At 72.9% G+C, this 12,233-nt stretch carries 11 protein-coding genes; 3 read left to right on the forward strand and 8 right to left on the reverse strand.

Annotated elements, in window-relative coordinates:
* Positions 1 to 2: 2 nt before the first annotated feature.
* The 7 genes from ACZ31C_RS08830 to ACZ31C_RS08860 form a co-directional block, all read right to left on the reverse strand.
* Positions 3 to 1,583 (reverse strand): bifunctional uroporphyrinogen-III C-methyltransferase/uroporphyrinogen-III synthase, encoded by a 1,581-nt coding sequence (locus ACZ31C_RS08830; RefSeq protein ID WP_396741837.1) that lies wholly within the window; start codon positions 1,581 to 1,583, stop codon positions 3 to 5.
* Positions 1,580 to 2,569 carry a hydroxymethylbilane synthase gene (gene hemC, locus ACZ31C_RS08835; RefSeq protein ID WP_465794745.1) on the reverse strand — a complete coding sequence of 330 codons (990 nt, stop codon included), beginning with the start codon at positions 2,567 to 2,569 and terminating at the stop codon, positions 1,580 to 1,582. The genes ACZ31C_RS08830 and hemC overlap by 4 nt, the downstream gene beginning before the upstream one ends.
* Positions 2,566 to 3,891, reverse strand: a complete 1,326-nt coding sequence (locus ACZ31C_RS08840) for a glutamyl-tRNA reductase (protein ID WP_465794746.1) — start codon at positions 3,889 to 3,891, stop codon at positions 2,566 to 2,568. Before ACZ31C_RS08840 ends, hemC begins: the two co-directional genes overlap by 4 nt.
* Positions 3,888 to 4,658: a redox-sensing transcriptional repressor Rex gene (locus ACZ31C_RS08845; RefSeq protein WP_350693015.1), complete on the reverse strand. Its 771-nt coding sequence runs from the start codon at positions 4,656 to 4,658 to the stop codon at positions 3,888 to 3,890. Before ACZ31C_RS08845 ends, ACZ31C_RS08840 begins: the two co-directional genes overlap by 4 nt.
* Before the next feature lie 332 nt (positions 4,659 to 4,990).
* Positions 4,991 to 5,668 carry an HAD family hydrolase gene (locus ACZ31C_RS08850; protein WP_465794747.1) on the reverse strand — a complete coding sequence of 226 codons (678 nt, stop codon included), beginning with the start codon at positions 5,666 to 5,668 and terminating at the stop codon, positions 4,991 to 4,993.
* A 21-nt stretch (positions 5,669 to 5,689) separates the two neighbouring features.
* Positions 5,690 to 5,941: a glutaredoxin family protein gene (locus tag ACZ31C_RS08855; RefSeq protein ID WP_465794748.1), complete on the reverse strand. Its 252-nt coding sequence runs from the start codon at positions 5,939 to 5,941 to the stop codon at positions 5,690 to 5,692.
* On the reverse strand, positions 5,934 to 7,592 hold the full coding sequence (locus tag ACZ31C_RS08860; RefSeq protein WP_465794749.1) for an AMP-binding protein: 1,659 nt from the start codon (positions 7,590 to 7,592) through the stop codon (positions 5,934 to 5,936). Before ACZ31C_RS08860 ends, ACZ31C_RS08855 begins: the two co-directional genes overlap by 8 nt.
* Positions 7,593 to 8,229: 637 nt before the next feature.
* Between ACZ31C_RS08860 and ACZ31C_RS08865 the strand changes: the two genes are divergently transcribed.
* The 3 genes from ACZ31C_RS08865 to ACZ31C_RS08875 all read left to right on the forward strand — a co-directional run bounded on the left by ACZ31C_RS08865 (position 8,230) and on the right by ACZ31C_RS08875 (position 11,256).
* A complete protein-coding gene (locus ACZ31C_RS08865) occupies positions 8,230 to 9,174 on the forward strand; it encodes an ECF subfamily RNA polymerase sigma factor, BldN family (protein ID WP_465794750.1) in 945 nt (314 codons plus the stop codon).
* 212 nt (positions 9,175 to 9,386) lie between these two features.
* A complete protein-coding gene (locus ACZ31C_RS08870) occupies positions 9,387 to 10,244 on the forward strand; it encodes a DUF5667 domain-containing protein (RefSeq protein WP_465794751.1) in 858 nt (285 codons plus the stop codon).
* Positions 10,245 to 10,347: 103 nt separating this feature from the next.
* On the forward strand, positions 10,348 to 11,256 hold the full coding sequence (locus ACZ31C_RS08875) for an HAD family hydrolase (protein ID WP_465794752.1): 909 nt from the start codon (positions 10,348 to 10,350) through the stop codon (positions 11,254 to 11,256).
* Positions 11,257 to 11,333: 77 nt separating this feature from the next.
* Here the strand turns inward: ACZ31C_RS08875 and ACZ31C_RS08880 are convergent, their stop codons facing one another.
* Positions 11,334 to 12,191, reverse strand: a complete 858-nt coding sequence (locus ACZ31C_RS08880; protein ID WP_350693190.1) for a lysophospholipid acyltransferase family protein — start codon at positions 12,189 to 12,191, stop codon at positions 11,334 to 11,336.
* Between the last annotated feature and the right edge of the window lie 42 nt (positions 12,192 to 12,233).

Genomic DNA, 12,233 nt, shown 5'->3' on the forward strand with positions numbered 1-12,233 from the left:
GACTACCGGAACCTGAGCGCGGTCGGCCCCTGGACCTTCGAGCCACGGCGCTGCTTCGCCGGCATCGCGGCGAGCTTCTCCCGCAGCTCGACGGCGTAGCCGGCGAGCGCCTCCACCAGGTCCGGCACGGAGGCGTGCGGCGGCTGGACGTCGACCCGCAGGCCGAACTCCGTCGCGGTCTCCGCGGTCTTGGGCCCGATGACGGCTACCACGGTACGCGCGTGCGGCTTGCCGGCGATGCCGACCAGGTTCCGGACCGTGGACGACGAGGTGAACAGCACCGCGTCGAACCCGCCCGACTTGATCGCGTCACGGATTTCGGCGGGCGGCGGGGCCGCGCGGACCGTCCGGTACGCGGTCACGTCGTCGACCTCCCAGCCGCGCTCGGTGAGCCCGGCGGCGAGCGTCTCGGTGGCGATGTCGGCGCGCGGCAGCAGCACCCGGCCCACCGGGTCGAGCACCTCGTCGTGCGGCGAGAACTCGGCCAGCAGCCCCTCGGACGACTGCTCCCCGGAGGGGATCAGCTCCGGCTGGATGCCGAAGGCGCGGACCGCGTCGGCGGTGGCCTCGCCGATGCAGGCGATCTTGACGCCACCGAAGTGCCGGGCGTCCAGGCCGTGCTCGGCGAACTTCTCCCAGACCGCGCGCACCGCGTTGACCGAGGTGAAGATCACCCAGGCGTACCGGCCGTCGACCAGGCCCTTGACCGCCCGCTCCATCTGGGCCGGCGTACGCGGCGGCTCCACCGCGATCGTCGGCACCTCGCACGGGATGGCCCCGTACGCGCGCAGCCGGGCACTCATCGCGCCGGCCTGCTCCTTGGTGCGGGGCACCAGCACCTTCCAGCCGTACAGCGGGCGGTTCTCCCACCAGCTCAGCTTGTCGCGCTGGCCCACGCCCTCGCCCACGGTCAGCACGACCCGGCCGGTGAAGCCGAGTGCCGCCGCGACGAAGGAGTCCACGGTCGACGTGGTGGTGTACTGCGTCTCGCCGGTGCCGTCACCGGTCACCCCGACGTCGGTGGTGCCGTCGACCCCGGCGGCGAGCAGCCCGTCGCGGATCGCGGCCAGGTCACCGGCGTCCACCGCAAGCGCCAGCGAGCCGCGCTGCACCGCTCCGGCCAGCGCCTCGAAGTCCAGCGTGCCGACGTCCTCGACGTCGGCGGCGGTGCGTACGCCGGGCAGCGGCACACCCGCGTACGCGGCGACGCCCTCGGCCTGGCCGACGCCGGGCACCACCTCGAAGTGCGCGGCGGTACGCGCCACCGCCTGCACCTCCTTGACGACCGAGTCGTGGCCGAACGGGTCGCCGGCCACCAGGTGCACCGCGTTCTGCCCGGAGCGGGCAGCCGAGATCAGTACCTTCGCCACGTCGCCCGGCGCGCCCTCGGCCGGGGTGAACTGGGCGTCTTCCCTGGCCTCGGCCCGGACGACGTCGAGCAACGACTCGGGGACTCCCCGGTCGTACACGACCTGGTCGGCGTCGACCAGGGCGTCGTGCGCCCGGCGGGTCAGCAGGCCCGGGTCGCCGGGACCAGCCCCGACGAATGCGATTCGGCCTACGGGCTTACGGGTGCGGGTCATTCTGTGCTCCCAAATTGCTGGGTCCCCGGGCCGTCGTGTCCTTGCGGGCCGAGGATCGAGTCGGCGCCGAGGTCGAGGAGTTCGGCGGCGAGTGCCTTGCCGATCTCCGCCGCATCGGCGGGCGTTCCGGTGCGGGACAGCCGGATGTCACGGGTGCCGTCCGGGCTGATCACCGCCCCGCGCAGGTAAATCTCGTCACCGGCGTCGCCTTCGGCGAGTTCGGCGTAGGCGGCGACCGGAGCGGAGCATCCGGCCTCCAGGGTGGCCAGCATCGCCCGCTCCGCGGTGACCGCGGCGCGCGACGGTGCGTCGTCGAGCGTGGCGAGCAGTTCGACCAGATCCGTGTCGTCGGCCCGGCACTCCACCGCCAGCGCACCCTGGGCGGGCGCGGGCAGCATCAGCATCGGGTCGAGCGTCTCGGTGATGACATCGGCCCGGCCGATGCGGGCCAACCCCGCCCGGGCCAGGACGACGGCGTCCAGGTCGGCCTCCGGGCCGAGCACCCGGGCCAGCCGGGTGTCGATGTTGCCCCGGATGGGGGTGACCGACAGTTGCAGGCCCAGCGCGTGCAGCTGGGCGATCCGACGCAGCGCGCCGGTGCCGATGCTCGCCCCGGGGGCGAGCTCGGCCAACGTCTTGCCGTCCCGGGCGACGAGCGCGTCACGCGGGTCCTGCCGGGGCGGCACCGCGGCGATGTGCAGCCCGGGCGCGGTGGCGGTGGGCAGGTCCTTGTACGAGTGGACGGCGAAGTCGATCGTGCCGGCGACCAGCGCGTCCCGCAGCGCGGAGACGAACACGCCGACCCCGAGTCGGTGCACCGGCGCGCTGGACCGGTCGCCTGCGGTGACCACCTCGACCAGTTCGACGGGGCGTCCGGTGCGGGCGGTCAGGGCGTCGGCGACGTGCCCGGACTGGGCCATCGCCAACTTGCTGCCCCGGGTGCCGAGACGCAGTGGCGCGGCAGAGCTGAGCTGGCGCTCGCTCATTGCTCACCTCCGGGTGGGGTGATGTCGGGGACGGTGTCCACCGGCGAGGTCTGCGGGACCTGGAGGTCGAACAGCTCGCGCAGCAGGGCGGCGTACTGGTCGCCGCCGGGTTCGGCGGCGAGCTGGCGGACCCGTACCGTCGGCTGGTGCAGCAGCCGCTGGACCACCCGGTGCACGGTGCGGGCCACCTCGGCACGCTGGTCGTCGGTGAGGTCGGGGCGGCGCTGGGCGAGTCGGCGCAGCTCGGCGGTGACCACGTCGTCGGCCCGGCCGCGCAGGGCGGCCACGGTCGGTGCCACGTCGGCACCGCGCAGCCAGGTGAGGAAGGACTCGACCTCGGCGGCCACGATCCGTTCGACGGCGGCGGCGTCGGCGGCGACCGGCCCGTCGGCGAGCAGTGCCGCCATCCGGTCGATGTCGATCACCTCGACGCCGGGCAGCTCGGCCACACCGGGCCCGACGTCACGGGGTACGGCCAGGTCCAGCAGGACCAACGGGCCGCGCTCCGACTCGCGGGCGGCCACCGCCTCGGCGACGACCGGACGGGTGAGGACCGGCTCGGTGGACGCGGTGGCGGCCACTACGATGTCCACCGTGGACAGCGTGTCGGCCAGCTCGGTCATCTCCCGCGCGGCGGCACCGTACGACTCGGCCAGCCGGACGGCCCGGTCGGTGCTGCGGTTGGTCACGGTCACCGGCCCGGCACCGAGCCGGGACAGCGTCGCCACGCCCAGCGAGCCCATCGCCCCCGCCCCGACCACCAACGCGGGACGACCGACGAGGTCGTTGCCGAGATGACCGGCGGCCAGCCCCAGCGCGGCGGTGACCACGCTCTGTCCGGCCCGGTCGATGCCGGTCTCGGAGTGGGCCCGCTTGCCCACCCGCAGCGCCTGCTGCATCAGCTCGTGCAGCAGCCGGCCGGCGGCGTCGGTCTCGCCGGCCCAGTGGTAGGCGTCCCGGAGCTGCCCGAGGATCTGCGCCTCGCCGATGACCATGGAGTCCAGCCCGGCGGCGACCCGGAAGACGTGCTCGACCGCGGCGGAGTCGAAGTGCACGTAGAGGTTGTTGGCCAGCGCGGTGGGCGGGCAGCCGGCCTGTTCGGCGAGGACGGCGCAGATGTCACCGAGGCCGCCGTGGAAGCCGGAGACGGCCGCGTACACCTCCACCCGGTTGCAGGTGGAGACGAGGACGACCTCGCTGACGTACGGCTGCGCCATCAGCCGGTCCAGGGTGGCGCCCAGATCGGCCGGCGGCACCGCGAGCCGTTCCAGGGTGGCGACCGGCGCGGTGCGGTAGGAGGCGCCGACGACGATGAGTTTCACGTGCCGATCGCCTCCTGGCTCTCGGTGACCGCGAATCCGCCCGGCAGGGCGGTGAGAGCGGACCCACCGGCGGCGGGGAGCGCGGTCAGTGCTGCCTTGCGGTGCTCGTGGAACGACAGGATCTGCAGTTCGATGGCGAGGTCGACCTTGCGGACGTCGACCCCCTCCGGAACCGAGAGTACGCACGGCGCGAAGTTCAGGATGCTCGTCACGCCGACGGCGACCAACTGGTCGGCGACCCGCTGGGCGGCGGGGGCCGGGGTGGCGATAACGCCGATGGCGACGGCCTCGGCGGCGGCGACCTCGGGCAACTCGTCGATGTGCCGCACGACGAGCCCGTTGATCTCCTCGCCGATGCGGCGGGGGTCGGCGTCGAAGAGGGCGGCGATCCGGAACCCACGACCGGCGAACCCGTCGTAACCGGCCAGCGCGTGACCGAGGTTACCGACGCCGACCAGGGCGACCGCCCGACGCTGGGTGAGTCCGAGGACGTACTCGATCTGCTCGACCAGCAGCGCCACGTCGTAGCCGACGCCCCGGGTGCCGTACGAGCCGAGGTGGGACAGGTCCTTGCGGAGTTTCGCGGAGTTCACCCCGGCGGCGTTGGCCAGGCCCTCGCTGGAAATCGTCTCGTGGCCGGTTTCGGCGAGGTTGTGCAGGGCACGGAGGTACTCGGGGAGCCGGGCGACCGTCGCCTCGGGCAGGTCCGGGAGCGCCGGTACGGCACCGGCGCGGCCGGGCGCGCCTGGGTGACGATGCTGACTCATGAGACTCCGTGCGGTGCGATCCTCGACCAACTCCACCGGCCGGTCGTTTCGGGACTCCCGCTGGCGACCGAAATTGCCGGCTGTGCTAGCAGGGCGCGTCGGAATTACAGAGTAGGCGCTTGTGAAGACGTGCACAAATCGCGATCTTGTCGGCACGCGCCGCGCCCCCACCAGCCCCTCCGTCCCGCAAGATCGACCGGAGACCCCTTCACCACGACTACCAGCGCGATTATTGCTCAATCCCGACTTCTCTGACCAATCACACACGCCAATCATTGATCGAATGCGGAGATCGGGAGACCGCGACCACGCACGGTGACACCCGTTTCGGCTCAGCTGGGCGATTCCACCGTCGGGACATCGGCCAGCGCGGTGGCGAGCGTCACGGCCTCCACCAGGGTGTCGGCGACCGGGTGGCCGGAGACCTCCAGCCGGGACCGGTCGGTGAAACCGCCGCTATAAAGGACGGCCCGCCCACCGACGGCGTACGCCGCGTCGGCGTCGTCGATCGAGTCGCCGATCACCACCACCGACCGGCCGTCCACGCCGATCTCGGCCAGGTGGCGGGCCAGTGACTCCGCCTTGCGGTCGCCGCTGACCCGGTCCCGCCATCCGTCGACCCGGACGAACCGGCCGTCCAGCCCGTACGTCCGGACCGCCGGGACCAGCTCGTCGTGGAACCACATGGACAACAGCGACTGGCTGCCCGGCCAGGCGGCCATCGCGTCGACCGCGTCGTGGGCCAGCTCACAGCCGGTCAACCCCAGCCGGTACGCGTCGTGGAAGATCTTGTCGAGGCGGCCGAAGTCCTGCGCGTCCACGGCCCGGCCGAGTACGTCCGCGTAGTAGTCGACGATCGGCCGGCGGAACCGCACCCGGTGCTCCGCCACCGTCACCGACGGCCCGCCCGCGCTGCTGAAGGCGGCGTTGGTGCAGGCCACCACCAGATCGAGATCGTTGAGCAGGGTGCCGTTCCAGTCCCACACGAGATGGGTACGCGCAGGGGTCATCACCGCACCCTACCGGCGGCCTCAGAGCTGCGGAGTGGTCAGATCCTTCAGCAGCCGCTGCTCCTCGACGCGCCAGTAGCCGTGCTCCTTGCCGTCGAGCAGCACCACCGGCAGCCGGTCGCCGTACTCGCGTTCCATCTCGGCGTCGCCGCTCACGTCCTGCTCGATCCACCGGTCGCCGGTGACCGCGACGACCCGGGCGAGGGCCGCCTTGGCGTCCTCGCAGAGGTGGCAGCCGGGTCGGGTGATCAGGGTCAGGCGGGGCTCACGCATCGGTCTCCTCCGTCGTGCCGGTGGGTCGGAGCAGGGTCTTGCGTACCTTCCCGATCACCGAGCGCGGCAGCAGCTCGACGAACTCGACATCGGTCGGGCACTTGAATCTGGCCAGATTACGCGCGCAGTGCGCGATCAGCTCGGCACCGGTCGCCCGATGCCCCGCCGCCGGCACCACGTACGCCCGGACAGTCTCCCCGGTCCGGGGGTGCGGCACCCCCACTACCGCCGACTCCGCCACCGCCGGATGGGCGCAGAGCACCGACTCGACCTCGTGCGGGTACACGTTGAAGCCGTTGACCAGGATCAGCTCGCCGAGCCGGTCGACCAGGAAGAGGTCGCCGTCGGCGTCCGCGTACGCGACGTCGCCGGTGGCCCACCAGCCGTCCGGGTCGGGCCCACCCGTGCCGTCCGGCCAGTACCCGGAGAAGAGGTTCGCCCCGCGCACCACGATCTGACCGGGATCGGTGCCGGCCACCGGGTCGGACAGGTCCCACTCCTCCGCGTCGTCGTCGGGCGCGGCCAGGCCGTCGCGCCACAGCTCGGTCCCGTCCGCCCCGACCAACCGCAGCTCGACGCCGGGCAGCGGGCGGCCGATCGAGCCCGGCTTCGGCTCCCCGCCGACCAGGGTCGAGGTGAGCACCGGCGCGGTCTCGGTCAGGCCGTAGCCGATCTGCACGGGCCGACCGGTGGCCTCGGTGAAGCGCGCCGCGTCCGCCGGGTCGAGCGGCGCCGCGCCGCAGACCACGACCCGCACCGCCGCCATCGCCCCGGCCAACACGTCGGCGTCCGCCCGTGCCCAGGACTGCACCATCGACGGTACGCCGATCAGCACGGTCGCCCGGTGTCGGGCGATCTCGGCCAGCGCCGCGTCGGCACCCGGGTCGTCGACGAGTACGCCGGTCGCCCCGTGGTGCAGCACCGCACCCAGCCCGGCGTTCAGCCCGTACGCGTGAAACAGCGGCAACGCCAGCAGCACCACGTCGTCCGGCCCGACCACCGGCGGTGCGATCCGGCCGACCTGCTCGTGGTTGGCGGCCAGGGCACCGTGCGAGAGCATCGCGCCCTTCGGCTGCCCCTCGGTGCCCGAGGTGTAGAGCAGTACGGCCAAGTCGTCGGCGGCCCGCACCGGAAAGGTCGTCGTACCGCCGTCGGCGACGGGCGGTGTGGTGTGCACGGCGCGCAGTGCGGGCAACTCGGCGTCGGCCACCAGGTCCCGGACGCGTTCGGTGCCGATCAGCACCGACGCGGCCGAGTCGGCCAACACCTGTCGCAGCTCGCGGCCCGTCAGCGTGGGGTTGACCGGCACCGCCGTCAGTCCGGCCCGCAGCGCACCGAGCAGACCGATCACGAAGTCCGGTGAGTTGGGCAGTGCCACGGCGACCCGCGCCGGTCGGCCGTCCGCGCCGGGGACCGCCTGGGCCAGCGCCCGGGCCACTCCGGTCACCGTCTCGTCCAGTTCGGACCAGGTGATCGTCCGGCCGGAGAAGTACAGCGCCGGTTGGTCCGGACTGCTCCGGGCCGCCCGGGTCAGGTGGTCGGCCAGATTGGGCCCGGTGCCGTCGGCCGCCTGCGGGCGGCCGGCAGTGCCTGCGTCCTCGTCGGGGGCGGGGCGCGACCCCGGCCCGACGGCTGCGTCTCGGTCCTGCACGGTCGCTGAGTCTGGCACAGCCGGAGCCGCCCGGCCATGGCCCTGCGGACGACGATCGACGCCGATCCGAGGGCACCGACACGTCGGCCCCGCCGATCGATCCCGGTGCGGTTCCGGCCGGACCACGTCGGACCGACCACCGAGGACGCGCCCCGGTCCCGTGCACGGAACTCCGGCGGGGTCACCGTCGGTGTGCGACAGCCCCGACGCGGCCCCGCCGTCGCCGGCCGCGTCGAGTGCCGCCGCAGGCGCACAGGCCACCGGAAGTACCGTCCCACCAAGACACTGACCTGGGGATACACCCTGGAACAACCCGTCGGCGAGTTGTCAACAACCCCCGACGGACAACCGGTCCGCCAGGGGTGCGACCCGCCGAGAAATACTTTGGCCCTGTGTAACGGACTTGCCACGCGCGGGTGACGTTGGCCCTATCATCACTCGGGTCGGCTCACCCCATTTTGCCGTGAGTCGACACCCCTCAGCCCGAGGAGGCCCCCGTGCCCGTGAGCGCATTGGACCAGCACCTCAAGGGGAACTGCCGCCCGCCGGCACACCCCGGAGCCGCCCTGCCCGCCGGAGGCCCGATCGATCGACCGGGCACCGTCGGCGCGACGGCCGGTGCAACGGAGGTGGCCCGATGACCGCCTTCGGCTTCGCATCCCGCCCGGTCGGCCTGCCCGGCCCGCTGGCACGTACGCCGGTCAACGAGCGCGGCAACGCTCACGGCCAGCAGGACACCACGGGCAACCTGCCCGCACGCGGCGAAGGCGTCGCCAACCGGGTGGGCAGCAGACCACATCAGAACGAACCGCCACACCGACCACCGACGCCCGGCGGAAATGCGAAACCCTCCGGTGGTCGGGTCGCCTCACCGAGCCGACCGACCATGCCGGCCCAGGCCCGCCGCAGCGGGGACGCCCCGGTGACCGAGGTGTCCACCTCGGAGACGGCGGTGCTGCCTGCGGTCTCGTCGGCGGGCACCTCCACCGGGTTCCCGAGCCGTCCCGACCCCTCCGACCCGGCCACCGAGGTCTGGGCCCTGGTCGAACGCGCCCAGGCCGGTGAGTCCGAGGCGTTCGGGCTGATCTACGACCGGTACGTCGACACGGTCTTCCGCTTCGTCTACTTCCGGGTCGGCAACCGGCAACTCGCCGAGGACCTCACCTCGGACACGTTCCTGCGGGCGCTCAAGCGGATCGGCAGTTTCACCTGGCAGGGCCGGGATCTCGGCGCGTGGCTGGTGACGATCGCCCGCAACCTGGTCGCCGACCACTTCAAGTCCGGCCGGTACCGGCTGGAGGTCACCACCGGCGACGTGCTCGACGCGGACCGGGAGGACCGTGGCCCGGAGGGCAGCCCGGAGGCGGCGGTGGTGGAGCACATCACGAACGTCGCCTTGTTGACAGCCGTCAAGCGGCTCAACCCGGAGCAGCAGGAGTGCATCGTGCTGCGGTTCCTCCAGGGTTTCTCGGTGGCCGAGACCGCCCGGGCGATGGGCAAGAACGAGGGCGCGATCAAGGCGTTGCAGTACCGCGCGGTGCGGGCGTTGGCGCGACTTCTCCCAGACGGTTTCCAGCCGTAGCCGATCACTTTGCGTGATTTCGCCGCCGGCCGGCCCGTAACCCAGCCCCGGCACGGCGCGTTTCTCCGGGTGCGACCGATGACCGGCCGGAAACCTCCGAGGTGGACCGGCGGCGGTGCCGACGAGGGCTTCCGCACCCGGTGTCATGCGGTGGTCGGTCGCTGGTGGTGAACGCGGCCGACCGGCCGCGACCAGCGAGAGGAGGTGCCGCGGTGGACAACGCCCTCTTCTCCCGTCGGCGCACCGAGCGCTTCGCGCAGCTTCTCGACGAAGCCAACGGTGGCCTACGTCATCACGTCCGGTCCCGCGCCGACGATCAGCTCGCACCGCTCGTCGCGCTCGGCCGACAACTCGGCGCCAACCCGCCGAACACCGAGGTCGACCCGGAGTTCCGGACCGGCCTGCGGGCGATGCTGCTGGCCACCGCCGACCGGGAGGGCATCGGGACCACCGTCGCCGCGCCGGCCGAGAAGGCCACCACCGGTCGCGGATCGCTGCTACCGGCCGTCACCGCCCGCCGGGCCCGCGCCCGGGGCGCGATCCTGGTCGGCATCGCGGCCGGCGCGATCGCCGTCTCCGGCATCTCCGCCGCCAGCGAGAACGCGGTGCCCGGTGACGCGCTGTACGGCATGAAGCGCAGCACCGAGCGGGCCCAGTTGGCGCTCGCCAGCTCCGAGATCAGCCGTGGGCAGCTCTTCCTCGACTTCGCCCGGACCCGGCTGGCCGAGGCGTCCTCGCTCAACGGCAACCGGGCCGGCTACCGCGCCGTGCTGGACGACATGGACGCGGACATCCGCCAGGGCGTACGCCAGCTCACCGGCGCCGCCGTCCGGCGCGCGGACCCGACCGCGCTGAACACTGTCGACGCCTTCCTCACCGGGCAGCGCCGCACACTCGACGCGCTGGCCGAACGGGGCTCCCGTGCCGACCAGGAGCGGACCGCCAAGTCACTGGAGCTGCTGGACCTGGTCGCCGAGCGCACCGAGGCGCTGCGTACCGCCATCGCCTGCGGCCAGTCGGCCGGCACCGCCAGCGACGACCTCGGCCCCACCCCCGGCGTCTGCGCCTGACCCGGCGGGCGCACGTCGTCCCCGCGTCCGGCGGCGGGAACCGCTGCTCCGGATACCCTCGCTGCGGGCAGCAGGGCAGGGTGAGCGACGTGAGGGGGAGCAGGTGGCGCGCAGCCGGAAGGTGACCGTCAGCACCGACGTGCACGGGCACACCACCGGTTGGGCGCAGACCGAGCCCGCTCCCCCGGCCGCGCCCGATCCCCACGCCGCGGCCTTCTTCGACGTGGACAACACGATGATGCAGGGCGCCTCGATCTACTGGTTCGCCCGTGGGCTCGCCGCCCGCAACTACTTCACGACCGGCGATCTGGCCCGGTTCGCCTGGCAGCAGTTGCGGTTCCGGCTGCTCGCCCGCGAGCACGCCGGGGACATGTCCCAGGCCAAGGAGGCCGCGCTCGCCTTCGTCGAGGGTTGGCGGGTCCAGGACGTCGAACGGCTGGCCGAGGAGATCTTCGACGAGCTGATGGCCCCGAGGATCTGGGCCGGGACCCGCCGGCTGGCGCAGGGCCACCTGGACGCCGGTGAGCGGGTGTGGCTGGTCAGCGCCGCCCCGGTGGAGATCGGCCGGGTGATCGCCACCCGGCTCGGGTTGACCGGCGCGATCGGTACGGTCGCGGAGATCGTCGACGGGGCGTACACCGGTCGGCTGGTCGGCGACCTGATGCACGGCCCGCTCAAGGCCGAGGCGGTCACCCAGCTCGCCACGGTGGAGGGTCTCGACCTGAGCCGGTGCGCCGCCTACAGCGACTCCGCGAACGACCTGCCGATGCTGTCGCTGGTGGGGCGCGCGGTGGCGGTCAACCCGGACGGCACGTTGCTGCGCCAGGCCCGGCAGCGCGGCTGGGAGGTACGCGACTTCCGCACCGGCCGGCGGGCGGTCAAGATCGCTCTCCCGTCCACCGCCGCAGCGGGACTGGTGGCCGGAGCGGTCACCGCCGGGGTCGCCTTGCAGCGCCGCCGCCGCGCGGCCGACGCCACCTCCGGACGCATCCGACGCAACGCCGAGCCGTAGACGAGGTCACCGCGTGGACCGGTCGACGTCATGCCGTCGGGTCATGGAGGAGCCGACGCCACCGGGGCCGGGGACGGCTACGGGCCGAACGGGTCCGGACGGCGTTCGAGCAGTTGGTGCACGGTCTGCTGGATGGTCTCCCGGACCTGGTCGGCGAGGTTGAACACGACCAGCGGGTCGTCCGCCGAGTCGACCAGGTGGGCCGTCGGGATCGGCGGGCAGAACTCGATCAGCCACTTGCTCGGCAGCGGCACCATGCCCAGCGGCCCGAGCCAGGGGAAGGTCGGCGTCACCGGGAAATACGGAAGCTTGAGAAGTCGGGCGAGCGGCTTGAGGTCGGCGAGCATCGGATAGATCTCCTCGCCGCCGACGATGGCCACCGGGATGATCGGGGTGCCGGTGCGCAGTGCCGCCGACACGAACCCGCCCCGCCCGAAGCGTTGCAGCTTGTAGCGGTCCGCGTACAGCTTGCCGATGCCCTTGAAGCCCTCCGGGAAGACACCCACCAGCTCGCCGCCGCGCAGCAGTCGTTCGGCGTCCGGGTTGCAGGCCACCGTGCCACCGGTCTTGCGGGCGATCTCGGAGACCACCGGCATCCGGAAGACCAGGTCGGCGCCGAGCAGGCGGAGATACCGGTTGGCCGGGTGCTCGTGGTGCAGCGCCGTGGAGAGGATCAACGCGTCCAGCGCCACGGTGCCGGAGTGGTTGCCGACCACCAGCCCCGCCCCGTCGGCGGGTACGTTCTCCAGACCGGTGACCTCGGTGCGGAACCAGTCGCGGTAGAGGCGACGCAGCAGCGGATGGAAGACCGCCTCGGTCAGCTCCGGGTCGAAGCCGAACTCGTCCACCTCGTAGTCGCCGGCCAGCCGCCGACGCAGGAACGCGAGCCCGCCCGCGACCCGTCGGTCCCAGACGTCACCGGTCCGGTCCGGCACCGCCGGCTCGGCGGTACGGTGCCCGTTGCGCCGCGCGGGGTC

Source organism: Micromonospora sp. NPDC023869 (assembly GCF_055559695.1).

What these genes read in the sequence shown, in the direction of transcription:
- ACZ31C_RS08845 (WP_350693015.1), bottom strand. Translation starts at nt 4,658, where the DNA reads ATGAGTCAGCATCGTCACCCAGGCGCGCCCGGCCGCGCCGGTGCCGTA.
- hemC (WP_465794745.1), bottom strand. Translation starts at nt 2,569, where the DNA reads ATGAGCGAGCGCCAGCTCAGCTCTGCCGCGCCACTGCGTCTCGGCACC.
- ACZ31C_RS08830 (WP_396741837.1), bottom strand. Translation starts at nt 1,583, where the DNA reads ATGACCCGCACCCGTAAGCCCGTAGGCCGAATCGCATTCGTCGGGGCT.
- ACZ31C_RS08855 (WP_465794748.1), bottom strand. Translation starts at nt 5,941, where the DNA reads ATGCGTGAGCCCCGCCTGACCCTGATCACCCGACCCGGCTGCCACCTC.
- ACZ31C_RS08850 (WP_465794747.1), bottom strand. Translation starts at nt 5,668, where the DNA reads ATGACCCCTGCGCGTACCCATCTCGTGTGGGACTGGAACGGCACCCTG.
- ACZ31C_RS08865 (WP_465794750.1), top strand. Translation starts at nt 8,230, where the DNA reads ATGACCGCCTTCGGCTTCGCATCCCGCCCGGTCGGCCTGCCCGGCCCG.